Genomic DNA, 24473 nt, shown 5'->3' with positions numbered 1-24473 from the left:
CTTTATGATACATGTTAATAAAAATAATAAGTCTAATATTCATGCTGCAATTGATGGGATTGGCTTGGGTGATTGGGATCGCCTGTGTCGGAATACGTTCTTCTTCTTTTCCAATAGATCTTCTGACTGCCATGCCTAGCGCAATGGTTTTACTAGTTCTATGCTGTGCCGTCGCGCAGTATTTGTTGCAAGCTCGCATATCTTCAATTTATTGGAAATGCTTGAATGTTGGTGTAGCAGGTGTTTTGAGTTTTGCTCTCGGTTTGATCTATGCCGATACGCAGATGCAGCAGCGTTTACAATGGCGCGAGCAAAAACCTGAATTTACCGAAGTTGTAGTTTATGTCAGACAGTTAAATCAACTCAATGACAACGGCATTTCACAAGCGGTTGAAGTGTTAAACCGACATCCTCAAACCGTGACATGGTTAGCGACTTTAGCTCAGACTCAAGTAGATCATGGGCAAAATTTAGAACTTGGACACTATTACAAATTAAGTGGAAAAATCCGCCCTCCACATAGTTATGCCACAGCAGGTGCATTTGATGTAGAGCGATGGTATTTACAACAAAATATCATGAGTGGTTTTCGGGTGGAGCAGGTTCAGCCCATCCCGTCAGAACAAATCTATGCCATGGGCTTTACACAACATTGGCGTGCCCAACAGACGCTATGGGCAAAATTTCGTTTATGGATTGAACAGCAGCGTTATCAAATTCGAGCGTTTATTCAGCAGCAACCTTTGCAGCACCAAGGTTTAATTCTTGCATTACTCACAGGAGATAAAAGCTTATTAGATGCAGAAACTGAAGCGCAGTTTCAGCGTTTTGGAATTAGTCACTTATTGGCAATTTCAGGACCGCATGTGCTGATTTTTGCAGGCATGCTCTGTTGGGCGTTGCATCAGCTGATTCGCTATTACCGTCCGCATTGGTATTTGTGGATGCCTAAACAATACTTATTGCTGTTGCCATTTTTAAGTTGTGTATTGCTGTATACAGCCTTTGTCGGTTTTGAAATTCCTGCTTTAAGAACCTTGCTCATGTGCAGTCTAGTTACAGCAATGCTAGTGATGAAGCAGCAGCTTCAAGGCTTTGCCTTGCTGATCTATAGTGCTGCCTTATTGCTATGGTTTGATCCTTTAAGTGTGCTGTCTGCTGCTTTTTGGCTGTCGTATGGTGCGTGTTTTATTCTGCTGCGTATTTATCAGAGCTTGGGTGCGCAACCACGCATAGACCTGAATCGTGGGCAGCAACTGAAACATGCCATCAAAATTCTAATCGAATCGCAGTGGAAAATTTTTATTGCCTTATTTCCTTTGGTGATTGTGTTTTTTAAACAAGTGGCGTGGATTGCACCGCTGAGCAATATTATTGCAATTCCATTGATTGGTATGCTGATTGTGCCTTTAGATATTTTGGCAGGAATTTGTTTTTTTATTTTTGAACCCTTGGCTTCAATGCTGTTCCAATTAAATGATCTGGTCTTGGCTTTATTAAGCTTGATTTTTCAGGGGATGGAAACGATTTTTGCACCACGGTTACACACTTTGTCGATGTCTTTAGCGGTATATGGCTGTCTGTGTCTAGGCTTATTTCTGCTATTTTTACCACGAGCGGTATTACCTAAAACTTGGGCTATCTTGTGTTTTGTTCCACTAGTTGTGGTAGATAGCCAACGGCAACCATTTGAATTGACTGTATTGGATGTGGGGCAGGGGCAAGCGCTGTTTTTACGTTCAGGTCATTACAACATGATGATTGATGTGGGTGGTTCTTATAATGAAAGTAAGTTTAGTATAGGACAGCAAATTTTACGCCCATTTTTAGCGGTAAATGGTATCAAGCAACTGGATCAGGTGGTTTTAAGCCATTTAGACCAAGACCACAGCGGAGCATTTCCTTATCTACAAAATGAAATCAAGATTCAGCATGTCTTTGCCAATCAGGCAGTAGATGTGAGTGCAAAGACCAAATTCGATTTGTGTCAGCAAGGGCAGCAGTGGTCTTTACCGCATCAGGTACAGATACAGGTTTTATCTCCCAAATTGAGTCAATTACCCTATGCCGCACATCAACAAAATGAGTTGTCATGTGTACTGTATATTTCAGTGCCATCCGCACAGCCTTATCAGCATTTTTTAGTGATGGGCGATGCAGGTTGGGCAACTGAATATCAGTTATTGCAGCAATACCCTGATTTAAAAGTGGATGTGTTAATTTTGGGGCATCATGGGAGTAAGCACAGCTCTGCCTACGATTTTTTAGCACATTTTAAACCTAAATTAGCCGTGGCATCTGCGGGTTTTGATAATCGTTATGGACATCCTAGTCCTTTAGTGCAGCAACGCTTGGCTGAGCTCAATATTCCGTTCATCAACACCATACAACAGGGCAGCATACGTTTTTCTGTAGATGCACAACAGCGTATGCTTATACAGCCGTATCGGCAGCAGAAGTTGTGGTTGCAGCGTTAGCTAGGTTATGTACGTTATGTACTTGAGTGCGTATAGTCTGCACGTCAGCCAAAGCTTCTTGTACAGGTTTATGATAGACCCCGCGTAAATCTGGATGGGCTTTGTAGCGTTTATAACTCCAGTGATAATGCGCAGGATAACGACGGATCAAGTTTTCGATGGCATTGTGAATGATCGCTGTTCCTGCATTGGCATCACACTGATATATCTGTTCATCTACCGCTTCGATATACATATCAAAGCCTTGATCTGTATTTCTTAACGCATATAAGAACAAGGCCTTTGCTTTGGTTTTCTGAATCAGTTTGGCGCTTAAATTACTCGATTCCAACGGAATACCAAAAAAAGGAATCATCTCACCACCTACATTTGGGGTATGGTCTGGCAAAATGACAGTGGTTCCGCCTTGTTTAAGTGCTTTAAAAATTTGACGCACCCCAGATTCATCTGTCGGAACCAAATGTGCCTGTTCACGACTCCGTGCTTGGCGCACAAAATCATCAGCCGCAGGATTTTTTACAGGTTTATACATGATGGTCATTTGCGTATATTGAGCGATCCACGTATTCATAATTTCCCAAGTGCCAAAATGCGGCACAATCAAGACCAAACCCTTTTGTGCAGCCAGTGCATTTTGTAATAGTTCTAAACCATGTACCTGATGGATTCTTTGAATATTTTTTTGATTGCTTGATCCCCAAATATGAAAAAACTCAAAATAAGAGGTCAGTTCGTTACGAATTGCTTGTTGGGTAATTTGTTCGCGTTGTTGCGAATTCAGCTCAGGAAGTGCAATTTGTAGATTAAGGTCAATGGTTTGAGAGGTCTTACTCAAATGCAGTGTATTAACCAAACAAGCTAAAGATTTTGCAAAAAAACGCGCAACAGTTAGAGGTTGTCGACTGACAAAATTCAGCAAGCGCGATAAAGCCGTTGTTGGTGCGGGTTGAGTCATAACGACAGCATCAATGGATAAAAAAGATAAAGATATAAAATATTATAGGAGAAAATACAGGCTTTAGACAGTTTTTGCCAATTCCGTGTATATAATGGAGCAAATTTACTATTTTTTGGATCGTTTCATGTCCGATTGGCCACCAAAACCACAAAATGAATCACATCAAATATCTCCACAAGCCCAGCAACCAACAGGCAATGAGTGGAAACTATTAGAAAAAGCTGTTTTGGCTTCAGTTGAAGAACAACGTCGTGCACGTCGTTGGGGAATTTTCTTTAAGTTTTTAACTTTTGCTTACGTGTTTTTATTGTTGGTGATTATGGGCAAAGGGTGCAGTACAACGACCACGAATACATCGGCAGCGGGTCCACATATCGCGGTGGTGGATATTGTCGGAACAATTGCATCTGACAAGCAAAGTGTGAATAGTAATGACACCATAAAGTCACTGAAAAAGGCCTATGAAAATAGCAACAGTCAGGCGGTGGTGCTAAATATTAATTCTCCGGGTGGCTCACCTGTGCAGTCCGATGAAATTTGGCAAGAAATTCAATATTTGAAAAAGCAGCATCAGGGTAAAAAACTCTATGCTGTGATTGGCGATACTGGCGCTTCAGGTGCGTATTACATTGCTTCCGCTGCAGATGAAATTATTGTCAATCCATCAAGTTTGGTGGGTTCAATTGGCGTAATTATGCCAAATTATGGTCTGAGCGGTTTAATGCAGAAGATGGGTGTAGAAGATCGCACCATGACTTCAGGTGAAAATAAAGCTTTATTGTCCATGACACAACCGGTTGATCCTGCACAGAGAAAACACGTGCAAGCCGTATTGGATAATGTGCATGGTCACTTTATTCAAGCAGTGAAAGACGGACGTGGTGCAAAACTGAAATCACAAGACCCTGCGATTTTCTCAGGTCTGTTCTGGACAGGTGAGCAAGCTGTGACTTTAGGCATTGCCGATAAGGTGGGCAGTTTAAATAGCCTGAAGCGTGATCTAAACCTAGATAAAACAGTGAACTATACCATTGAATACAATCCTTTAGACTCTGTGTTAGGTCGTATGGGTGCAGCAGTGGGAGAGGGTTTTGCCACTTCTTTATCTCAATACATTCAGACTGAACAAAACGCGAAATTACAATGAAACCACTTATACATTTTGCGCATGCCAATGGCGTGCCATCGAAGGTTTATCAAAAACTGTTTGATTTACTCAAAGATGACTACGATGTGATTTATGTCCCTATGTTGGGGCCAGATAAGCGTTATCCTATTGATAATCATTGGCATAGCTTAACCCAACAAGTGATTGATAGTATTGTACGTCAAGCACAGGGGCGTAAAGTAATTGCATTGGGGCATTCTTTAGGTGCAGTTTTGTCTTTTCAAGCCTCGTTACAACGCCCTGAATTATTTGAACAAGTGATCATGCTCGATCCACCTTTAATTATGGGCAAAGCATCAGTGTTTTTACATTTTGCTAAAATGTTTAAGCTTAAAGCAGTAGATCAACTGTCGCCTGCGTCTTTGTCTTTGCGCCGTCGTGATCATTGGGAAAGTCGTGAGCAAGCAGCAAACTTACTGCGTCCGAAAGGTTTTTATCAAGATTTTGATGCCGACTGTTTTCAGGCTTATATCGAGCATGCTTTGACAGATGATCATGTGCGAGGCGGAGTACAATTGACGATTCCAAAAATGGACGAAGTTAATATTTTTAGAACCAATCCATCGCTTTGGTGGTTGCCGCAAGCACAACTGCAAGTGCCGACAGAATTGATAATTGCAAAACAAGGGCCGTTCTTAAAAGCAGGTTTTCCACAAATTGCCGCCAAGAAATTCAACATTGTTTATCAGGTGGTTGAGGGAGGACATATGTTCCCTTTAGAAAAGCCTGAAGCTACGGTGCAGTTGATTAAAAACTTGATTCAGGCACAGCAGAGCAAAGCTGCCTCTGTTTGATGCAGTCTGAACCAAGTACGAACCATAAAAAAACGCCTGATCAACTGGCGTTTTTTCGTATATAGCAAAAGCTATATGCTTAAAAAATATTTAAAAATGGCAAAACTGTACAGGTTGTTGTAACAGTTGTTGGCGGTAGATCACGCCCTGCGCAGTGTGCTGAATGGTTCCGTTACAAATCCATTCAACCACTTGCGGATAAATCAAATGCTCCAACACATGCACACGGTTCGCCAAGCTTTCGGCATCATCATGGATATTTACTTGCAACACACCTTGTGCAAGTGCCTGACCTGCATCTAATTCAGCAGTAACATAATGCACAGTACAGCCATGTAAGGTATCGCCAGTATTGAGCACACGTTGATGAGTGTGCATGCCTTTATAATGCGGCAAGAGTGAAGGATGAATGTTGAGCATTTTACCTTCCCAAGCTTGTACAAATTGGGCACTTAAAATACGCATAAAGCCCGCAAGCACTACCAAATCAACATCCCAATCAAGTAATTGTTGATGCATGACGTCATCAAATAATTCACGATTCGGATATTGTTTGTGCTCAATCACGGCAGTTTGAATCCCTGCTTGTTGAGCGCGTTGTAAAGCATAGGCATCAGGCTTATTGGAAATAACCCCAACAATTTGCCCTGAAAGATTGGCATCTATCAGGGCTTGTAAGTTACTTCCGCTGCCTGAAACGAGGACAGCTATTTTGATCATCTGAGTCAAATCATGCAAAAATTACGCGAATTTTTTCATCTGCGCCTTCAACAGATTCAGCGTTATCTTGAATACGACCCATCACCCACGCTTTTTCGCCAAGGCTGTTGAGGAGCTCTACTGTTTTGTCTGCATCGTTGGCATCTACAGCAACAACCATACCAACACCACAGTTAAAGGTACGATACATTTCAAATTGTTCTACACCGCCTTCACGTTGTAATAATTTGAACAGTTCTGGCCATTCCCAAGATGATTCGTCAATCACTGCTTGCGCACCATTTGGCAATACACGTGGTAAGTTACCTGGTAAACCGCCACCTGTAATGTGCGCCATAGCATGTACATCAACTTGTTTGCACAGTTCAAGCATCGATTTAACATAAATGCGAGTTGGTTCCATCGCAACGTCAGCGAGTGGACGACCATCAACCAGTTGAGTTAAATCAACATTTTTTACGTCTAAAATTTTACGAAGTAAAGAGTAACCATTTGAGTGTGCACCTGAAGATGCTACACCAATTAGAACGTCACCAGCTTTTACTTTAGAGCCATCAATAATTTTGCTTTGCTCAACCACGCCCACACAGAAGCCTGCAAGATCGTAATCTTCACCTTCATACATGCCTGGCATTTCTGCAGTTTCACCACCAACAAGCGCACAGCCTGCAAGCTCACAGCCTTTACCAATTCCTGTTACAACATTGGCTGCAACGTCTACATTTAAGTGACCTGTTGCATAGTAGTCTAAGAAGAATAAAGGTTCAGCACCGCACACCAGCAAGTCATTTACACACATTGCCACCAAATCTTGACCAATTGTGTCATGGCGGTTTAGGTTCAACGCTAAACGTAATTTAGTTCCTACACCGTCTGTGCCAGATACGAGCACAGGTTCTTCATAACCTTTCGGAATTTTACAAAGTGCGCCAAAGCCGCCTAATCCACCCATCACTTCAGGACGAGTCGTGCGTTTAGCGACAGATTTGATACGATCGACTAACGCGTCGCCCGCTTCAATATCGACACCAGCATCTTTATAGCTTAAACCAGTGGTTGGGTTAGAAGTTGAGTTGCTCATAATGAAGTCTCCGCATTCGCGGGGCGATTATACCTGAATATACGAAACTCTTATGTTATTTATGCGCTAAAATGCTATCTTTATTCAAATATTTTAACTTCTATAACGAATAAACTGAAAAAAGGCGAATTTCTATGGTCGATCGTACCTTACGTCGCATTTTTATCCTGTCTGGGATAGTTCTGCTCCTTTGGGTGCTGTACTTATTAAAACCAGTTGTCATTCCTTTTGTCGTTGCATTTTTCATGGCTTATTTATTTAGCCCATTGGTTGAACAATTTTGCAAAGTCGGTTTGCCACGTTGGTTGTCTATCAGTTTAGTTTTTATTGGGATTGGCATCGCGCTGACCTTGGCTGTTTGGTACATCATTCCTTTGGTTTGGAAACAGTTGATTATTGCACGTGACAGCATTCCTGTTGGTATTAATTGGATCAATTCGACCTTCTTGCCGTGGGTATCGGCTACTTTCAATATTGAAGAAATGGAAATTGATACTACGCACATGAGCAGTATAGTCATGGATTATGTGCAAACCAATTATAGCGCTGATAGTATTCAAGCCATGTTATTGCGTGTCGCACAGTCTGGTTTGAATTTTATTCAAATTGGTGGCACCGTGGTGCTGATTCCAATTATTGCTTTCTATTTCCTACTCGACTGGCAGCGTATGCTGGACAGTCTACGTCGCTTAATTCCGCGTCCTTATGAGCAAAGTACTTTGGCTGTGGTACAAGAATGTCACAGTGTTCTAGGTGCTTTCGTTAAAGGTCAGTTTTTGGTGATGATCTTGTTGGGCGTGGTTTATGCGACTGGATTGCAACTGATTGGTTTAGAAGTCGGCTTAATTATTGGAATGATTGCCGGACTTGCCAGTATTATTCCGTATTTAGGTTTTGCTGTAGGGATTGTTGCAGCAATCATTGCCACTTTCTTACAATTTGGCATTGACTGGATGCAATTGGTTTTAGTCCTCGTGGTCTTTATGATTGGACAGGCAGTGGAAGGCTATATTCTACAGCCATTTTTATTGGGTGATAAAATCGGACTTTCTCCAGTCGCAGTGGTGTTTGCAGTTTTAGCGGGTGCACAACTGGCTGGATTCATGGGTATGTTGATTGCTTTACCTGTGGCTGCGGTGATTGTGGTGTTGCTGCGTCATTTGCGTGATTATTACGAAAAAAGCTACTTGTATGGACAGCCTGTGGTGGTGTCTGAAGATGCAATGTCGGGTGACATCAGTATTGATACAGCACAAGTTCATATTGATATTGAGCTTGATCCTCCGTCCGCAAATTCACAGCAACAGACTGAAAACTCAAGTAAGATAAAACCTTCAGATCAGCAAAACTACTAGGTGATTACAATTCTATGCGCCAACTGCAGTTAGATATCGAGCCTCAATTAGATGCACGGATCAGTGATTTTTCTGGGCCAGGTTGGGGGCATGTGATTGATGCAGTTCGACAGCTACATGCAGGATTGGTTAATCGCTTTTATGTCTATGGTGGTGCGGGCACAGGCAAAAGTCATTTATTGTCCGCGATTTGCGATTCCTATTTAGAAATTGGCAAATCTGCCATTAAAGTATCTTTACTTGAATTATTGGATGCCCCCACTGAAGCGATTACCTCTTTAGATCGTTATGATTTGGTCGCGTTAGATGATATTGAGGCGATTAGTGGTGTACCACATTGGCAACGTGCGGTGTTTCATTTAATCAATTACAGCAATGAAGTTGGCGGTCAGTTGGTGTTTTCATCACGTTTTGCACCCATTGAATTAAAGCTCGAATTGCCCGATTTACAATCACGTTTGACGCAGGCAGTGAGTGTCAAAGTGCCTTCAGGCAGTTTGTATGCAGATCGACAAGCTTTAGTGAGTTCCGTGTTAGAGCGTCGCGGTATTATTATCGATCCGCAAATTATCGATTATTTATTGTTGCACGGTCCACAGCAGACCTCGATTTTGCTGCAAAGCCTTGAGCAGTTGGTGCAATTACTTAAAGGAGAGAAAACGAAATTAAGTGGCGCAAACCTGCGTCAGATTTATGCTTTAATTGACGAATATCGGTAAAGATTAAAATTGCTTGAGAATTTGAGCAAGTTATGCCAAATTACACGGAAAATAATTCGAAGTTGCAGGGAATTTGCAACTAAAGAAGAAAAAAAACAAAGAAAATTACAAGGAGTTCGCTTATGCTCAAGCAGAGCATTGGCATTGGTATGCTGTTTATCGCAGGTCATGCATATAGTAGTAATATCATTGTCACCACCACTTCTGACACCAAAGCAGATGATCAACAATGTTCTTTGCGTGAAGCCATCGAGTATATTAATTTAGGCATGCCTGAAGAAGGCTATTTGGGCTGTGGCGGCAAAAATGCCTCAAGTGTGATTTTATTAGAAAAGAAAGCCGTCTATCAAATTGATACTCAAATTAAAATTACAGAAAACCTTGAAATTAAAACAACCTATGACAGTAGTCTGAATGATAAAACTGCTCCAGGTTTAAATAACGCCACGATTCAAATGCGCGGTAATGAGCGAATTTTCCACATTGAAGACAGCAAGGATCGTTTCTTAAAAGTTTCTTTAAAAGAATTAACTTTACAGGGTTGCGGTGAGGAACGCTGTCGTCAGCAACAAGGTGGTCTGATTTATAATAACGAACATTTAATTTTAGATTATGTAAAATTGAGTAAGGGGCTAGCCAATCAAGGTGGGGCAATTTATAACCCTGCACAAGTGACTGGCGAAAAGATTCCTGCAGGTTTTATTGAGATCAAAAATAGCTTGCTTGAAGCCAACCAAGCGCAGGAAGGTGGCGTCATTTATACGCAATTTCCGCGCTTTGTGATTACAACTTCAGTATTTAAAGGTAACAAGACTACATCGACCACTTCAGCCAATCTCTATTCTGCAACAAGTTTGGCAGAGGAAGAAATCAAAGCCTTTCCTAGCATGGGGAATATGATCGTGAGCAGTACTTTTACTGCAAATGAAGGCTATGTCATGAATGTGTTGGATGATATTGGTGTCAATAACATTAGCTTGATTGGTAACAGTCGTGGTGTGTATCTCAATGCACCTCTAGGTAAAGCCTATATTGCGAATAGTGTGATTTTAGGCAATCCGCATCCTGTCAGTGTGAGTACTGCAGCGAACTGTGTGCAAGCAGGTTCAGATGCAACAAGATTACAAAATAATTTAGTCGGTGCAGGCTGTGGAGCAGGCGATAGCAACTATCCAAATACTGTATGGACTGCAAATTCGGTACTTGCTGGTAATCTGCTTGAAGGTGCATGCCAAACCCTCAGTCAAGATAAAACGGCATTGTTTTGTCCATATCAAGTTCCTGAAAACGCATTCTTGGGCTTTATGCGCCCACGCGTATTGCTCAGTTACAACACCCTAAAAGACTCTGAGGTGTTAAACCGTGGGCAATTACAACTGGGGGATCATACGGTTGTTGGTTGTACTGCTTCAGATCAACGCGGTAAAAACCGTCAGTCAGATATTACCTTATGTGATCGTGGGGCAATTGAGGTGGTGGTTCCTGAAACTATGAGCCTCATTGGTCAAAATATTTTGGCAGGTCAAATTGCTAAAATGTCGGTGAGTGATTTGTTGGGTGATAGTGATTTGGTACCTAAAGAGTTTTGTGATCAAGTTTATCCAAATAATCCGACAGGCCAAGCATGGCAAGCAGGCTGTGTACAAATTGAGCAACTTGATACACGCTCTAAAGGAAAATTGACTGTAGATGAGCTGGGTAATTTGGTATATACCCCAGATTCTGCTTGGCATGGTGCAGATGTCTTTAAAATTAAATTAGTCACCAGCACTACACGTTTTAACAGCACGACACCTTATATGGAAGTGAAAGTCCAAGTTATTCAAGAACATGAAAATCGTATGGAAAGCGATAAAATAAATGTTTCTGGCGGTGCATGGGGGGCTTATGGATTAATGGCGTTATTGGGCTTGTTGGGTTTACGCCGTAGAAAAGCATAAAGGATGAATATGAAAAATAATAAAAAAACACTATTAGGGATAATGGTGATGTCTGCAATGTCGCTCATGGCAGCAGATAATTCTATGATTCAGGTGACGACCTTTGAAGATCAAAATGGTGAAGACTTAAGCAAATGTTCATTACGTGAAGCTTTGGTTGCGGCCAAGCAGAATATTGCGTTTGGTGGTTGTAGCGCAGGCAATACCAACCGTGGTGTAACAGATATGATTCAGTTGCAGGCTGGGGAATATATCTTAAACTCAGAATTACGCCCGCAATCTATGGTGCGTATTTATGGGGCGACAGCGGTTGACTATAACCAGGTAGATCCAATTACGCATCGTTATCCTTCAATTGCACCGTTAAAAACCAGTATTAATGCACAGGGTAATAGCCGCATTATCAATACTTCAGATACCCAAGCCAGCGTAGCACTATACGATGTCATCCTAAAAAATGGGAATGCCAATGGCGGTGGTAATGCGAACTCTGCAGATGCAGGCAAAGGTGGCGCATTATTTGTGGCAGGCCCATTGGCTACGAACAATGTCGAGATTCAAAATTCACATGCAGAACAAGGTGGCGCAATTTATGTTGTTGCTCATCAAGCGGAGCGTCAAGTCAATTTAGAAAATGCTTATATCCATGCGAACCAAGCCAAAGTAGGCAGTGTGTTAGCAATGGATTGTAGTGCCAACTTGGTCAATACACGCTCTATGGTGAAAATTGACCGCAGTAGTATTGTAAAAAACGGTGCTGCAAATAGTCTTAGTACTTTTGATCTTTGTGGTCAACCTGATCTTGAGTTGACCGCCAGTACGATTGCACAAAACCAAGCTGATGCAAGTAAAGGTCATATCTTTAACTTGAGCAATACGGCAAATCATTCCCTTAGCACTTTGTCACAGGTGTATTTGCAAAGTAATACCATTGTTGAAAATAAAGCATGGAGTACTTTGTTTTATGACAATTATCCACGCATTGTCCTCGCTTTTAATATCTTGGCCTTTAACCAAGGTAAATCTTGTCGTTATGCATTCCCTGCGAGCTTAGAGCAGGCGCGCAACATCAACTCGATTCGTAATGCCTTATTCGCAATGGGATCAGCGACAGAGCAAGGGCAGTGTGATTTACCTGAAACAGCAAATAATTCTTATGACGGAGCCAAAAATTTGGATTTGACAGGGCTTAGCTTTGATCAAGTTTTGCAGCCGTTGCAAGAACCATCTGCTTATAATTTATTCCTGCCGTTGTATTATCCAAAACTGGGTTCAGACCCTGCAAAAGATTTGATTGATGTAAACAGCATGGGTTGTAGTGATTATGAACAACGTGGTTTGGCGCGAGTGAGTAATGCAACTTTAACTTTAAATCCTGATGCAAAAAATACCTGTGAAATTGGCTCGGTAGAAGTGATGCGCTTAAACGCAGCCGATATTCAAAGCTTGCGTAATGTCTCTTATGAAAGTTTATTTGCTAATTATCAGCAACAAATTGACCGTATTCAGTCTGCGATAGACCAAAGTAAAGACGCAGCGTCTTCGGTCGTTTCTCAATCGCGTGCTGATTTGAAAACGATGCAAGATTTGTTGGCCAATACTAAAGCCAAGCAGCAATATCGTGCCATTTATGTTGATCCATTTGCGATGGCATTAAAGCAAGATGAACCAACTGCAGATGGGAAATTTGTTCAGTTAAGACAGCTTAATTCTGACAACTTTAGCATTAGCACTGAAGCATTGGGGATTGGTGCAATTTCGGGTTCAGGTACAACATTTAGCACAGATAAATTGACCCAAGACCCACTATTAAAATGTGAATGGGATGCACAGTTGCAACGGATTGTGATGTATCGATTGAATGATAAAGTCACAGAAGCAACCGATTCAGCGTATTGCAAATACACCATTAGGTCAAAATTAGACAGCAATTTGCATTCTTCGGGCTTGCTTGAAGGTAAATTTAGCAATATTGCCCCAATTGCAAAAGATGATCGTGTACGACTTGAATATGGCACAGACCTCAAAGTGAGTTTTAATCCATTATCGAATGATAGCGATGCAGGCGATGGTTCTATCAGCACTCTGAAAGAAAATACCAATAAGCCTGCATTCTATAAAGATAGTACAGGACAAGAACTGGCAATTCGTTTTACGCAAGTGCCTTCAGGTGTGGTGCTTACAGCAGATCGTCAAGCGGCTTGTCCTGGGGATTATGCACGTGAAATTTGTTATGGTGGCAATATTCAGGTTCAAGTACGAAATAGCTTTAGCCCATTTGATTATGAGCTGAAATACACGATTTTCGACCATGAACTGGAATTATCGCCTGAAGCGACCATTACTTTAGAAAACACTGCGAAAAATACCAATTATGAAGCTAGTGGTGGTGGCGGAGGAAGCTTAGGTTTCTGGGGGGTATTGGGTTTACTCGGATTGGCATTTTATCGTCAACGTCCAAGAAAATCATAATTTACCGAGTCGTTATTTCAAAAGCCTCATCGTGTAAAACAGATGAGGCTTTTGTTATTGGTGACTTCAAGCACTTTCTAGATTATCCATGAAGAGATAAAAATTAGTGACTCATTGCAGGCTGCTGATATTTAAGAATGTATTCCTGACGAATCAAGGGGCGTTCTTCAGGTGTTGCTCGTTGCAAGCGTTGTCCTAATTCACGACGTTCCTGTGTACTCATTTTTTGCCAAGTTTCACGCATTTTTTGTTTTTCGCTATCAGGCAATTGAGTAAACCAATCCATCCGCTGCTGTAAAGCCACGCTTTTCTCAGCAGGAATTTCTTTTAAGTTTTGATAGCGCTTAATTAATGCCAATTGTTCTTCTTCAGAAAGGGTTTCCCAAGTTTCTGAAATTTGCGTATCTGCATCTTTGGAAAAAATCCAAAAACGTTCAAACCCTGCAAAACTGGTTTGTAAAAAACTGAGCGCACAACACGCAATCACAATTCGTTTAGCTGCCATGTGGAACTTTGTCCTCACCCAATACCATTAACATTTCTAAATCTTCCACCATTTGTGGAGAAAGTTTAGGAACAGACACTGCCTGATTCTGTGGCTGAGTGGTCATTTCCATTGAGTTTGGTAAGACCACAAAACCTGCAATTGCTGCAGCCAAGGCAAAACCTGACATTTTCCAAAGCCCATAGCGTGATGTTTTCTTGTCTTGAATATTGTCCAAGACATGGTTCATGACTGCGGCTTTGTCTTGATGGTGGCTAGCCAATCTATCAAGTTTGGATGTCACTTGTTTTAAGAAATCATCTTGTTTCATTCTGATGATCCTCCTAGATACGGATTCATATGTGCCAAACTGTTGCGTAAAGCTTGAATAGCACGGTGATAATGCGTTTTTACACTGCCTTCAGTGCAGTTCATAATTTGCGCGGTGGTTTGCGTATCAAAACCTTCCCAAGCACGTAACATAAAAGCTTGTTGTTGCCGAACTGGAAGCCCCGCAATTGCTGCCTGAATTTCTTCTACAGTCACAGCTTGATCTAAAAATTCTGCAGGATTGAGTGCTTGCTCATCGACAATATCGAGTTGTTCAACATCATCATCATCTAAACTGACTTTTTTAAATAATGAAAAGGGTTGAGCGCGGCGGGCTTCTTTACGACGCCAATCTTGTAATTTGTTATTTAAAATGGTGTAAAACAGGGGATACCACTCATCTGTGGCTTTGTCGGCATAAGATTTATGCAAGGAAATAAAGGCTTCTTGCACCAAATCCATTGCTATGCCGTGCTGTCCTTGCGTTGCACTTTCCATCATTACTAAGGCACGCCCCGTTACGTCTTGCATGAAATTCTTCAGACGTTGCTCAGCCGTACTCTTAACAGCACTCAAATTTTCCGAATGTGACGACTTCGGGTTTAAATCCATAGAGATGGAAAATCCTGTCATTGGATACCCACCATTATTTTTAACATCATACTTTTATAACGCTAAAAACAATGGTTTGGTTGACATTGCAAGTTATTATTTTCAGTCTAATCTATTTTTTTTGCAGGGCTAGTCTTTTTAAAATAAATTAACCATTTACAGACGCTGGCGTACCATTTCAAAGAAACAGATAGAACCTGCAATTGCCACATTCAAAGATTCCTGTCCACCCGGTTGTGGAATACTTACCGCTTCTGCATGCTGTAAGGCATAGTCGGACACGCCTTGACCTTCATTGCCTAGAATCCAGACGCAAGCTTTGCGCAGATTTTTGGAATAGAGGCTTTCTGCACGGTGTGAACTGGTCACATATACAGGGATCTGGAATTGTGCCAAGACATCCTCAAGATCAATATTTTCAAAGGTATGCAAGCTAAAGTGTGCACCCATGCCTGCACGTAATACCCGTGGTGACCAAAGCGAGGCAGAACCTTTGGTACAAATAATTTGTTCAATACCTGCTGCTGCTGCAGAGCGCAATAAGGTGCCGACATTACCTGGATCTTGCACATTTTCTAAAATCAGCGTGTCTGCTTTAAAGTCTAAAGCTTGGCTCGAACTTGGCACATCGACAATGGCTAAACAGGCAAGGGAAGTGCCTAAAGTGCTTAAATCTTTATATAAAGATTCGCCAATGACAAAGACCACGCCTGTGTATTTAGCCAAAATGCGTTCATAGTCAGGATGGCTCAGTGCATGTTCAGTGGTAAAAATCGAATTGATTTTTTTATTTTCATGTAACCATGCCAAACACAAATGTGTACCTTCGAGTACCGTTTGTCCCTGTTTTTTGCGATAGTTATTTTGTTCAATTAAACCACGTAAGTGTTTAATTTTCGGGTTATCTTTTGATTCTAAAAAAATCGTAGGCATGCGATAAAATCCACAGCAGTCAGCAAATGTCTGACTGCTGTTGTTAAAAATTATTGATGGTAGCTGCTGACCAAATCGACTTCATTTTTTGAGCCAATAATGACAGGCACACGTTGATGCAGGTCTGTAGGTTGGATATCTAAAATACGCACACGACCAGTGGTTGCCGCGCCGCATGCTTGCTCCATGAGCATGCTCATTGGGTTGGCTTCATACATTAAACGTAAACGACCTGCTTTTTTAGGGTCTTTTAAATCGTACGGATACATGAAAATTCCGCTACGGCAAAGAATACGGTGAATATCCCCCACCATACATGCAACCCAGCGCATGTTAAAGTCTTTTTCACGCGGACCAGTTTTACCAGCTAAAAGTTCATCAATATAGCGTTTTACAGGCGCTTCCCAGTGACGTTGGTTAGATGCATTAATGGCGTATTCTTTGGTGTCTGCTGCAACTTGAATATTATCTGCAGTCACTAAAAATTCTTGGCTTTCCGGATCAAAGGTAAAGAACACCACACCTGCACCAACAGTGAGCGCCATCATGGTAGATGGACCATAAAGAACATAACCTGCAGCGACTTGTTGTGTACCTGCTTGCATAAAGTCTGCAGCCTGAGTCACGGTATTTTTTGCAGGTAAAATTGAGAAAATTGTACCCACACACATATTGATGTCGATGTTGCTTGAACCATCCAGTGGGTCAAATAACACTAAATATTGACCATTTTCCTGAGCAGGGGTGAATTCGTCTAATTCTTCAGATGCCAAACCACCCACATTTGGGTGCTTTTGTAACGCTTCAATTAAATAATCATTTGAAATAACATCTAATTTCTTTTGCTCTTCACCTTGTACGTTTTCATTTTGCGCACTGCCTAATACACCCGCTAAGGCACCTTTTTGTAATGTTTGGTCAATTATCTTGCAAGTATTAGCAATGGTTTCAATTACTTGAGCAAGTTCGGGTGTTAGATTTCCAGTTTGTTGTTGTAAAAATTGGGAAAGGGTGCGGTATGACATGACTGGAAAACTCCGAATGACTGCAAAAATGAGGATAACAATATGCTGCAATAGTTTAGATGAGAACGCGTTAAAAGAAAAATTAAACTCGACTATTTGCTGTGATTTTACCCTTGCAAGTCCTGCAGAAAGTGCTATGTTGATGTAAAGGATTTAATTTGAGATAGGAGCACAGATATGACAACGTTAAAGTTTGATGCGACTCCAACGCCAAGCGAAGGGATTAGTTTAGACGATATTTCTGAGGACAAGATGAAAGCTGCTTGGAAGGATTACGAGTCTAAACCTGAATACAAAAAGTTTAATAAGCATGATTTGATTGAATCTATGCAAACTGCAAAAGCTGATGCCGAGTCAGAATAACTGTAGCAAAGCTGTAATTTTGCGTATGTTTATTAGTTTTTAAAATATTCATCTTTTATTTTTTAGGTCATAAAAAAGCGCCCTTCTAATAAAGAGCGCTTTTTTCGTATTAAGGAACACGTTCTAAACGTATTTTCCCAAAACACAGCAAAAGGTTATTTCAATAATGGCGGAACAGCTTCGTAATTAATTTCTACGCGACGATTTTCTTTCCATGCATTTTCATCATGTCCAGGGTTAACAGGCATTTCTTTACCATAGCTCACTGCTTCAAGCTGACCTGCGTTAACGCCGTTGGTGATTAAAAAGCTTTCAACCGCCTTGGCACGACGCTCGCCTAAAGCCATATTGTATTCACGTGTGCCTCGCTCATCGGTGTGACCTGTAAGCGCCACTTTAGAGTTAGCATTCGCCATTAAAAATTGTGCATGCGCTTGTAGAGTCTGGTAATCATCATTAGATAATTCGCTACTGTCGTAGTCAAAATGTACCACACGCTTTGCCAAGAAAGCTTTGTTGGCTTCGGTTACACCTTTGGCAGATGCACCAGCAAGGTTTTGCGCATTTAAAGCTGCATCTTCACTCAAACCTTGAGTGTTGACTGTCGTTGCACCGTTTGGCGTTTGACCTGCTTGTAAGTCAGTTGTTGGTTTTCGGTTAGCACAACCTGTCATCACTAAAGCCGATGCCAAAACAGGGAGTACCAATAATTTAACTGCGTTCATCCTCATCTCCATGAAGCTTGATTTTTGGTTTTAAAACAGAACTGAAAAAGTATTTTTTGCGGGTGCTCATTATTTTGGTGCCCACGTAGGTTCACGCACTTCACCTTGTTCACTTGGTAAGTTCATGCGGAAGCGACCGTCTAAAGACATAATAGACAATAAACCACGAGTGCCTTCACGTGTCGCATATACCACCATTTGCCCATTTGGTGAGAAGCTTGGCGACTCATCTAAACTGGTTGGGGTTAAAATATTGGTGATATTGGTGTTAATGTCTTGAATTGCGACTTTGTAGTTACTGCCACTTGGACGATGTACCAATGCTAGTTTACGGCCATCGGCACTGAGCGTACCGCGTGCGTTAAATGCGCCGCGGAAGGTTAGGCGTTTGCTGCTGCCTGTAGCAAAGTCATAACGATAAATTTGTGCTGAACCACCACGATCTGAAGTGTAAATAAATGATTTACCATCTGGTGCATAACGTGCTTCGGTATCAATCGCACTATCATTGGTCATGCGTCGCAGTTCACGGGTGCTTAAATTCATTTGATAAATTTCTGGATTGCCATGCATAGATGCGGTAAATAGCATGCTTTGCCCATCTGGCGAGAAGCTTGGAGCACCATTTAAACCACGGAAACTGGCTAATTTTTCACGCTGACCTGTCGCCAAGTCTTGCACATAAATAGCAGGACGTTTGGTTTCAAATGATACATAGGCAATTTTTTTGGCGTCTGGTGTCCACGCAGGCGATAAAATAGGATCACGTGAAGTCAAAATGGTTTTTGGCTGTTCACCATCAGTATCGGCAATTTGCAGGGTATAGCGTTGCTCAGGTGTTGCAGGGTTACGCAGTACATAGGCAATGCGTCCGCTGAAGTCACCTTTAATGCCGGTGAGTGCTTCATAAATTGCATCACTGATCATGTGTGCAGCAGAACGCACTCGTGAAGCAGGCACGCTTAATAATTCATTCAACAAATATTGCTGTTTTTGCACATCATAAAGTTGGTAATGAACTTCATAACCGCCTTCTGCAGTGGCTTTGACATTTCCCGTGACTACATAAGGTACACCTGCAGCTTGCCATGCTGCTGCATTTGGATTGTTCATGCTTGCAGTAGCCGCAAGGTTTTTGGATGAACTGGTAAATTTGCCTGAACGGTTTAAGTCGTTTTCTACAATAGGATAAATACTTTGATCATTGCCAAACGGCACAATGGCAATTTTAGGTGCTTCTTCTGGTGCTTTGGCAATTTCTAAATACAATTGTGCAAAAGATTGTGTGCTTAAAACTGGACTTAGCGCAGTTAAAATAGCAAGACAAAGTAAGTGTTTACGCGTTGTTTCCATCATTCGCTATTTTCTCAAATCAAGATAACTTTTTTGGATGTAATTGTGGTACATAATGACATGCTTTAGCGGGAATGAAAGCATGAATTTATAATAAAACTGTTATAACACTGTGAAAATTTAAATTTATTTTAATTCATGGTTGGATTGCGTGTTGCGTGGTGTTGCTCTAGAAAATAATTTTCTAGAGCAACTTTAATTATTTCGCAGTAAACGTTGATGTAACAACTTTGGCTAAATCTCTAGCCTCTGGATCAGATGGCATAGGAAATGGAGCGGCATCGTTGATAGCAGCTCGAATACTTGCATCAAGGTCACTGTCACCACTAGAACGTGTAATAACCAATGATTGGACTTGTCCTGAGTTGGTCAGCGTAAAACGAACAGTGACTTTTTTACCTGAACTTCCTTGAGGTACTCGCCAAGCAGCAAAAACTTTATTTTCAAAATCACGTTTAGCAGTGGATGCAATGCGTCTTACTTCGGCCTTTTTCTGCGCGGCTTCTTCTGCAGCTTGTTTGGCAGCTGAAGCTTTGGCTTCAGCATCGGCACGCGCCTTCGCTTCGGCATCAGCTTTGGCTTTTTCATCTGCGTCAGCCTTACGTTTTGCATCGGCATCCGCTTTGGCTTTTGCATCTGCAGCAGCTTTACGTTTTGCGTCGGCATCCGCTTTGGCTTTTGCATCTGCGTCAGCTTTACGTTTTGCATCGGTATCTGCCTTGGCTTTTGCATCTGCAGCAGCTTTACGTTTTGCCTCGGCATCAGCTTTGGCTTTTGCGTCTGCAGCAGCTTTACGTTTTGCGTCGGCATCAGCTTTGGCTTTTGCATCAGCTGCAGCTTTACGTTTTGCATCGGCATCTGCCTTGGCTTTTGCATCTGCTTCAACTTTGCGTTTTGCTGCTGCATTGGCTTCGAGTTGACGTCTTTCTGCCGCTTCTGCTTTTTTCAGGGCCTCGGCTTCTTTACGACGTACAGCATCTGCTTCAGCACGTGCTTTGGCATCGGCTTGGGCTTTTGCTTTGGCGTCAGCTTCGCGTTGAGCACGTTCTTCAGCGTGTGCTTGTTGTGCTTTTAAGCGTTCAGCTTCTAATTTTTGTCGCTCGGCAATTTGTTTGGCTTCAGCAGCTTGTCGTTCTACACGTGCTTGAGCCTCTGCTGCTTGTGCAGCTTGTTGTGTATCAACTTGAGGTGCGGGTGGTGTAGGGACTGCTGCAGGTGTCGGAATGACAGGGGCAGGTTCAAGAGCAGGCTCAGCAGTTTGAGTAATTTGCTCTGCTACATTTTCATGTGTGGTTTCAGCCGATTCAGTTTCTAATAAGGGTTTTAAATCTTCTGGTTTAATTAGTACGGTTTTAATGGGCTTAGGTGGCTCAGGTGCTTTACTCATGCCCAAATAAAGCAAGCCAACCACTGCGATAAGGTGGACACCTACGGTGAATCCAATCGCAATGGCTTTTTGTTGAAAAGGTGGCTTTTTAAAATCTTTCATAAATTACTTTAAAGGCTCGGTCAGCAATCCAACTTGGGTTAAACCCGCATCTTGTAAGTCAGACATTAACGCAATCACATCACCATAAGGGCGTGTATTATGACCACGAATAACAACCTGAAACTCTTTATTTTCAGCTTTGGCTTGAATTTGAGCATCGGTCAAGATTTGTTTCAGTTGGGCTAGCTCCAAAGGCTCGGCTTTGTGTTCTTTATATTCTAAAAAATATTGCCCATCTTGATCTAAAGTTACCCGAGCAAAGGCACTTTTTGATTCAATTGGATTGCCATTGGCTTGAGGTAAATCGACTTGAATCCCACTGGTAATCATCGGCGCAGTGACCATAAAAATCACCAATAACACCAACATGACATCAATATAAGGCACTACATTCATGTCACTTTTGAGTGGTTTTTTTATGCGCTCGAAGCGTCCAGAGCGTTGAATAGCCATTAGTCGTGATCCTGAGTATTGCCTAAAGATTGACGTTGTAATAAAGCCACCATTTCTTCGGCAAATAACGCACGATCAGAATAAACCGCTTCACCTTTGGCGGTGTAATGGTTAAAGGCAAGTACCGCAGGAATGGCGGCAAATAAACCAATGGCTGTGGCAATGAGGGCTTCGGCAATCCCTGGGGCGACTGTTGCCAGTGTGACTTGATCGACATCTGCTAACCCAATAAAGGCATTCATAATGCCCCAGACGGTACCAAATAAACCCACGTATGGTGCAACTGAACCAATGCTGGCCAATGCACCTAAGCCTTGTTCAAGTTGAGCTTGGTCACGGCTTAAACCGACACGTAAAATTCGTTCTGTGCCTTCAATAGTTTGTGGAGCAGGCGCTTGGCGCTTTTTCAGTTTTAAAAACTCACCTAAGCCTTGATAGAAAATATCTTCCAAACCGACACGTTTTGAATTGAGCTGTGCGTTGTTGTAAAGCGTATTTAATTCTGCACCAGACCAGAAGATTTTTTGAAAATGCTGATCATCTGCCTGTGCTTTTTTATAGCTCATGTGTAACTTGGCAATTAGATACCAACTGTATAATGATGCTAAAAGCAGCGAGAGCATCACTAGCTGAACAACAGGACTTGCTTGTAAAATAAGATCTGATACTTGAAGAGATGATTCGAGTTGTGTTGCCATAGTTACTACATGTGCCAATTCATTTTTTTAATCTTGTCCTAATTCTTTCAGAATAAGGCTACGAATTTCATCTGGTAGACGGCGTGGTTTCATATCTGAACCCAGACAGGCCAATTCAACCTCACCAGATGCAAGCATGATTTCACCACGATAAATATTTTGTTGCAATACAAATGATGATGCTTTACACGAAACTACACTTGCTGTAACAGTAATTAGGTCATCCATTAAGATTGGACGTGAATATTTCACGTTAATTTTATGCACGACAAAGTTGTAATCTTGTTGATGCCAATAGTGATCAACACCCGATGCACGAAGCCATTCGGTACGGGTACGTTCCATAAAGCGAATATGGTTGGCGTGGTAAACAATGCCGCCTGCATCAGTATCTTCCATATAGATACGAATTTTAAATTCAAATTTATTCGCCATGATGATGTTCCGCTTCAATGTTGCAAAGTTGTTTGATAAGCAATACTTATAGCTTAAGTCATTTCTATGAAATTGACGTGAATCGGGGCTATAAGTCAAGCTGTGTATAGCGTGGCAGTTTATCATTCTCAACGCTCGGTCCAATGGCACAAGATTTCAAACATGCTTTTAAGTTAAAATTAGCTGTTTGCTTTACACATGCAGATGATTCCTCTCAATGAGTAGCACATGAGCCGTTCAGTTAAATTTTTTGTGGTAATTGCCATATTGTATTTGTTGTGGAGGACGCTGTTCCAGTCAGATGGAGGAATTGCGGATAGCACAACCTATCAGTCATCGCAGCAAGTGTATCAGTTTAAAGACTATACCATTCAAGCTTTGGAAACCTATGAAGGTGAGTTTCGGGTATTGTCACGTGAAAATTATAATTTTGGACGTGAAGCCGAACTTAGCCCTGTCGATTTTGCTTTGGGATGGGGCCAAATGGCCAAGCCTGAAGTGTATAAACAGTTGTCTATTCGTCAAAGTAATCGGTGGTATCATTGGCGTTATGAACATGCACCGCCAATTCCTGTGCAAGAGATTGCAAGTTTGAGCGCTAATACGCATTTAATTCCTGCAACGCCCGCGATTGCGACACAGTTAAAGCAGATTGATGAAGATGATTTGATTTATTTGAAAGGTAAATTGGTGGAAGTTACTGCCGCAGATGGGTGGCAGTGGCGCAGTTCTTTAAGCCGTCATGATACAGGAGCGGGCGCGTGTGAGTTAATGCTGGTTGAAGATGTGCGTGTGATTGCAAATTAAATGGTTTAAAACCATTAAACAATGGTGATGAAACTGATATTTCTCTGCAATATCAATTGGATTTGGCTACGACTAATTTTTAAATCTATAAGGCTTAATCCGTATGGCATTTTAAGGGTAGTGCATAACCATATCCCAACAGCACACCTATTTTATTTTGGGTATCAATATTGACTATAAACTTTTCGGATGTTTGCTGAATTCCATTCCATTGTAATTGCTGGGTAGTATAACTGTTTAATGCGCTGTATTGTTGTTGTGATACCTCTCCAGACCAGCATCCAGAGTAGGCACAAATGCTGATATTTTTTTGATTTTCTATATGGATTCGGAATGGCGTGAAGTGTTCGGTTTCAAATTGGCAATGTTCTGCATGGCATGAAATTTCAGCCCAAGTATTTTGACAAGACCATGTCGAGGTATTTCCCGCATAGCTGTTGACGTATAATAAACAGAGGAATAAAGAAAAAATACTTTTCATTCTAATCGAATCTTATTGTGGTAATTAAGCATTATCAGTGGCTTGTACAATATTCAAGCCACGATGAAATGTTGTTTTAACTTTTCGGCTCAGGCGGTGTCATCCCAAATTGCAAATACGCCATATTGGTGGCAATACGTCCGCGCGCGGTTCGCATTACATAACCTTGCTGAATGAGGTATGGCTCAATGACATCTTCCAGTGTGCCTGAATCTTCAGCCATAGCAGCTGCCAGTGCCTCTACGCCTGCAGGGCCACCATCAAAACGCTCTAACAGCATAGACAAATAACGACGGTCTAAGGTGTCTAAACCATCTTTATCCACATTCAGCATATCTAGCGCACGTTGTGCCATCTCTTGCGTGACTTCACCTGTGCCTTTGACCTGTGCATAGTCACGAACGCGACGCAATAAACGGTTGGCAATACGCGGTGTACCACGCGAACGACGAGCGACTTCATTGGCTCCTGCATCGGTCATTGGCACATCCATTAGATTCGCCGAGCGTTTGACAATATGGGTCAAATCTTCAACCGAATAAAATTCTAAACGCTGCACAATGCCAAAACGATCCCGCAATGGAGAGGTCAGTAAACCTGC

Annotated in this window: 25 protein-coding genes; 9 read left to right on the top strand and 16 right to left on the bottom strand. The window is 41.8% G+C overall.

What is annotated here, in order from left to right; genetic code table 11:
- Positions 1–41: 41 nt before the first annotated feature.
- The gene (locus B2W49_RS05860) at positions 42–2477 is read left to right on the top strand and encodes a DNA internalization-related competence protein ComEC/Rec2 (protein ID WP_291335413.1); all 2436 of its coding nucleotides are present in this window, start codon (positions 42–44) and stop codon (positions 2475–2477) included.
- On the opposite strand, the gene B2W49_RS05855 is transcribed toward B2W49_RS05860, so the two are convergent.
- A complete protein-coding gene (locus B2W49_RS05855) occupies positions 2434–3432 on the bottom strand; it encodes a lysophospholipid acyltransferase family protein (RefSeq protein WP_291335412.1) in 999 nt (332 codons plus the stop codon). The genes B2W49_RS05860 and B2W49_RS05855 overlap by 44 nt on opposite strands.
- A 127-nt stretch (positions 3433–3559) precedes the next feature.
- On the opposite strand from B2W49_RS05855, the gene sppA reads away from it, so the two are divergent.
- Together sppA and B2W49_RS05845 are read left to right on the top strand one after the other, a co-directional pair.
- Positions 3560–4582, top strand: a complete 1023-nt coding sequence (gene sppA, locus B2W49_RS05850; RefSeq protein ID WP_291335410.1) for a signal peptide peptidase SppA — start codon at positions 3560–3562, stop codon at positions 4580–4582.
- On the top strand, positions 4579–5397 hold the full coding sequence (locus B2W49_RS05845) for an alpha/beta fold hydrolase (RefSeq protein ID WP_291335408.1): 819 nt from the start codon (positions 4579–4581) through the stop codon (positions 5395–5397). The genes sppA and B2W49_RS05845 overlap by 4 nt, the downstream gene beginning before the upstream one ends.
- Before the next feature lie 90 nt (positions 5398–5487).
- Here B2W49_RS05845 and purN read toward each other — a convergent pair whose 3' ends face one another.
- Together purN and purM are read right to left on the bottom strand one after the other, a co-directional pair.
- Positions 5488–6117 carry a phosphoribosylglycinamide formyltransferase gene (gene purN, locus B2W49_RS05840; RefSeq protein ID WP_291335406.1) on the bottom strand — a complete coding sequence of 210 codons (630 nt, stop codon included), beginning with the start codon at positions 6115–6117 and terminating at the stop codon, positions 5488–5490.
- Positions 6118–6127: 10 nt separating this feature from the next.
- Entirely contained in the window at positions 6128–7198 is a 1071-nt protein-coding gene (gene purM / locus B2W49_RS05835) for a phosphoribosylformylglycinamidine cyclo-ligase (protein WP_291335404.1), read from the bottom strand.
- Positions 7199–7332: 134 nt separating this feature from the next.
- Between purM and cxpE the strand changes: the two genes are divergently transcribed.
- The 4 genes from cxpE to B2W49_RS05815 all read left to right on the top strand — a co-directional run bounded on the left by cxpE (position 7333) and on the right by B2W49_RS05815 (position 13684).
- Positions 7333–8553, top strand: a complete 1221-nt coding sequence (cxpE, locus tag B2W49_RS05830; protein WP_291335402.1) for a chloramphenicol efflux transporter CxpE — start codon at positions 7333–7335, stop codon at positions 8551–8553.
- Between the two features lie 14 nt (positions 8554–8567).
- Complete coding sequence (gene hda / locus B2W49_RS05825) at positions 8568–9272, top strand: DnaA regulatory inactivator Hda (RefSeq protein ID WP_004971812.1); 705 nt, start codon at positions 8568–8570, stop codon at positions 9270–9272.
- Positions 9273–9394: 122 nt separating this feature from the next.
- Positions 9395–11212, top strand: coding sequence for a rhombotarget A (gene rbtA, locus B2W49_RS05820; protein ID WP_291335400.1), 1818 nt, complete (start codon positions 9395–9397; stop codon positions 11210–11212).
- Positions 11213–11260: 48 nt separating this feature from the next.
- The gene (locus B2W49_RS05815) at positions 11261–13684 is read left to right on the top strand and encodes a CSLREA domain-containing protein (RefSeq protein ID WP_291335398.1); all 2424 of its coding nucleotides are present in this window, start codon (positions 11261–11263) and stop codon (positions 13682–13684) included.
- A 103-nt stretch (positions 13685–13787) separates the two neighbouring features.
- On the opposite strand, the gene B2W49_RS05810 is transcribed toward B2W49_RS05815, so the two are convergent.
- The 5 genes from B2W49_RS05810 to B2W49_RS05790 form a co-directional block, all read right to left on the bottom strand.
- A complete protein-coding gene (locus tag B2W49_RS05810) occupies positions 13788–14189 on the bottom strand; it encodes a DUF3106 domain-containing protein (RefSeq protein WP_236162184.1) in 402 nt (133 codons plus the stop codon).
- On the bottom strand, positions 14179–14499 hold the full coding sequence (locus B2W49_RS05805; protein WP_291335395.1) for a hypothetical protein: 321 nt from the start codon (positions 14497–14499) through the stop codon (positions 14179–14181). Before B2W49_RS05805 ends, B2W49_RS05810 begins: the two co-directional genes overlap by 11 nt.
- A complete protein-coding gene (locus B2W49_RS05800) occupies positions 14496–15110 on the bottom strand; it encodes an RNA polymerase sigma factor (RefSeq protein ID WP_236162309.1) in 615 nt (204 codons plus the stop codon). Before B2W49_RS05800 ends, B2W49_RS05805 begins: the two co-directional genes overlap by 4 nt.
- 156 nt (positions 15111–15266) lie before the next feature.
- Positions 15267–16043 (bottom strand): TrmH family RNA methyltransferase, encoded by a 777-nt coding sequence (locus tag B2W49_RS05795; RefSeq protein WP_291335393.1) that lies wholly within the window; start codon positions 16041–16043, stop codon positions 15267–15269.
- Between the two features lie 50 nt (positions 16044–16093).
- Positions 16094–17068 (bottom strand): class 1 fructose-bisphosphatase, encoded by a 975-nt coding sequence (locus tag B2W49_RS05790; RefSeq protein ID WP_291335391.1) that lies wholly within the window; start codon positions 17066–17068, stop codon positions 16094–16096.
- 177 nt (positions 17069–17245) lie between these two features.
- Between B2W49_RS05790 and B2W49_RS05785 the strand changes: the two genes are divergently transcribed.
- Positions 17246–17431, top strand: coding sequence for an NF038105 family protein (locus B2W49_RS05785; RefSeq protein WP_004971800.1), 186 nt, complete (start codon positions 17246–17248; stop codon positions 17429–17431).
- 155 nt (positions 17432–17586) lie between these two features.
- Here the strand turns inward: B2W49_RS05785 and pal are convergent, their stop codons facing one another.
- From pal to ybgC, 6 genes are all read right to left on the bottom strand, one after another.
- Positions 17587–18156, bottom strand: a complete 570-nt coding sequence (gene pal, locus B2W49_RS05780) for a peptidoglycan-associated lipoprotein Pal (protein ID WP_291335388.1) — start codon at positions 18154–18156, stop codon at positions 17587–17589.
- A gap of 69 nt (positions 18157–18225) precedes the next feature.
- Entirely contained in the window at positions 18226–19509 is a 1284-nt protein-coding gene (gene tolB, locus B2W49_RS05775) for a Tol-Pal system beta propeller repeat protein TolB (RefSeq protein WP_291335513.1), read from the bottom strand.
- Positions 19510–19708: 199 nt separating this feature from the next.
- Entirely contained in the window at positions 19709–20998 is a 1290-nt protein-coding gene (gene tolA, locus B2W49_RS05770; protein ID WP_291335386.1) for a cell envelope integrity protein TolA, read from the bottom strand.
- A gap of 3 nt (positions 20999–21001) precedes the next feature.
- The gene (gene tolR, locus B2W49_RS05765) at positions 21002–21451 is read right to left on the bottom strand and encodes a protein TolR (RefSeq protein ID WP_291335384.1); all 450 of its coding nucleotides are present in this window, start codon (positions 21449–21451) and stop codon (positions 21002–21004) included.
- Positions 21451–22149: a protein TolQ gene (gene tolQ, locus B2W49_RS05760; protein ID WP_230244146.1), complete on the bottom strand. Its 699-nt coding sequence runs from the start codon at positions 22147–22149 to the stop codon at positions 21451–21453. Before tolQ ends, tolR begins: the two co-directional genes overlap by 1 nt.
- Positions 22150–22176: 27 nt before the next feature.
- A complete protein-coding gene (gene ybgC, locus B2W49_RS05755) occupies positions 22177–22584 on the bottom strand; it encodes a tol-pal system-associated acyl-CoA thioesterase (protein WP_004971791.1) in 408 nt (135 codons plus the stop codon).
- A 228-nt stretch (positions 22585–22812) separates the two neighbouring features.
- Here ybgC and B2W49_RS05750 point away from each other — a divergent pair, with 228 nt between their 5' ends.
- A complete protein-coding gene (locus B2W49_RS05750) occupies positions 22813–23391 on the top strand; it encodes a hypothetical protein (protein ID WP_291335379.1) in 579 nt (192 codons plus the stop codon).
- Positions 23392–23485: 94 nt separating this feature from the next.
- On the opposite strand, the gene B2W49_RS05745 is transcribed toward B2W49_RS05750, so the two are convergent.
- Positions 23486–23872: a hypothetical protein gene (locus B2W49_RS05745; protein ID WP_168417781.1), complete on the bottom strand. Its 387-nt coding sequence runs from the start codon at positions 23870–23872 to the stop codon at positions 23486–23488.
- 76 nt (positions 23873–23948) lie between these two features.
- A partial coding sequence (locus B2W49_RS05740; protein WP_291335375.1) for a Holliday junction DNA helicase RuvB C-terminal domain-containing protein occupies positions 23949–24473 on the bottom strand: 525 nt, incomplete at its 5' end.

It is taken from the genome of Acinetobacter sp. UBA801 (assembly GCA_002296655.1).
Lineage (GTDB): Bacteria > Pseudomonadota > Gammaproteobacteria > Pseudomonadales > Moraxellaceae > Acinetobacter.
This window is presented reverse-complemented; position numbering and strand designations above follow the sequence as displayed.

What these genes read in the sequence shown, in the direction of transcription:
- B2W49_RS05810 (WP_236162184.1), bottom strand. Translation starts at nt 14,189, where the DNA reads ATGGCAGCTAAACGAATTGTGATTGCGTGTTGTGCGCTCAGTTTTTTA.
- rbtA (WP_291335400.1), top strand. Translation starts at nt 9,395, where the DNA reads ATGCTCAAGCAGAGCATTGGCATTGGTATGCTGTTTATCGCAGGTCAT.
- tolB (WP_291335513.1), bottom strand. Translation starts at nt 19,509, where the DNA reads ATGGAAACAACGCGTAAACACTTACTTTGTCTTGCTATTTTAACTGCG.
- B2W49_RS05790 (WP_291335391.1), bottom strand. Translation starts at nt 17,068, where the DNA reads ATGTCATACCGCACCCTTTCCCAATTTTTACAACAACAAACTGGAAAT.
- B2W49_RS05845 (WP_291335408.1), top strand. Translation starts at nt 4,579, where the DNA reads ATGAAACCACTTATACATTTTGCGCATGCCAATGGCGTGCCATCGAAG.
- B2W49_RS05805 (WP_291335395.1), bottom strand. Translation starts at nt 14,499, where the DNA reads ATGAAACAAGATGATTTCTTAAAACAAGTGACATCCAAACTTGATAGA.
- tolR (WP_291335384.1), bottom strand. Translation starts at nt 21,451, where the DNA reads ATGGCTATTCAACGCTCTGGACGCTTCGAGCGCATAAAAAAACCACTC.
- tolA (WP_291335386.1), bottom strand. Translation starts at nt 20,998, where the DNA reads ATGAAAGATTTTAAAAAGCCACCTTTTCAACAAAAAGCCATTGCGATT.
- sppA (WP_291335410.1), top strand. Translation starts at nt 3,560, where the DNA reads ATGTCCGATTGGCCACCAAAACCACAAAATGAATCACATCAAATATCT.
- pal (WP_291335388.1), bottom strand. Translation starts at nt 18,156, where the DNA reads ATGAACGCAGTTAAATTATTGGTACTCCCTGTTTTGGCATCGGCTTTA.
- B2W49_RS05750 (WP_291335379.1), top strand. Translation starts at nt 22,813, where the DNA reads ATGAGCCGTTCAGTTAAATTTTTTGTGGTAATTGCCATATTGTATTTG.
- tolQ (WP_230244146.1), bottom strand. Translation starts at nt 22,149, where the DNA reads ATGGCAACACAACTCGAATCATCTCTTCAAGTATCAGATCTTATTTTA.
- B2W49_RS05800 (WP_236162309.1), bottom strand. Translation starts at nt 15,110, where the DNA reads ATGGATTTAAACCCGAAGTCGTCACATTCGGAAAATTTGAGTGCTGTT.
- purM (WP_291335404.1), bottom strand. Translation starts at nt 7,198, where the DNA reads ATGAGCAACTCAACTTCTAACCCAACCACTGGTTTAAGCTATAAAGAT.
- B2W49_RS05855 (WP_291335412.1), bottom strand. Translation starts at nt 3,432, where the DNA reads ATGACTCAACCCGCACCAACAACGGCTTTATCGCGCTTGCTGAATTTT.
- ybgC (WP_004971791.1), bottom strand. Translation starts at nt 22,584, where the DNA reads ATGGCGAATAAATTTGAATTTAAAATTCGTATCTATATGGAAGATACT.
- B2W49_RS05860 (WP_291335413.1), top strand. Translation starts at nt 42, where the DNA reads ATGCTGCAATTGATGGGATTGGCTTGGGTGATTGGGATCGCCTGTGTC.
- B2W49_RS05815 (WP_291335398.1), top strand. Translation starts at nt 11,261, where the DNA reads ATGTCTGCAATGTCGCTCATGGCAGCAGATAATTCTATGATTCAGGTG.
- cxpE (WP_291335402.1), top strand. Translation starts at nt 7,333, where the DNA reads ATGGTCGATCGTACCTTACGTCGCATTTTTATCCTGTCTGGGATAGTT.
- purN (WP_291335406.1), bottom strand. Translation starts at nt 6,117, where the DNA reads ATGATCAAAATAGCTGTCCTCGTTTCAGGCAGCGGAAGTAACTTACAA.
- hda (WP_004971812.1), top strand. Translation starts at nt 8,568, where the DNA reads ATGCGCCAACTGCAGTTAGATATCGAGCCTCAATTAGATGCACGGATC.
- B2W49_RS05795 (WP_291335393.1), bottom strand. Translation starts at nt 16,043, where the DNA reads ATGCCTACGATTTTTTTAGAATCAAAAGATAACCCGAAAATTAAACAC.
- B2W49_RS05745 (WP_168417781.1), bottom strand. Translation starts at nt 23,872, where the DNA reads ATGAAAAGTATTTTTTCTTTATTCCTCTGTTTATTATACGTCAACAGC.
- B2W49_RS05785 (WP_004971800.1), top strand. Translation starts at nt 17,246, where the DNA reads ATGACAACGTTAAAGTTTGATGCGACTCCAACGCCAAGCGAAGGGATT.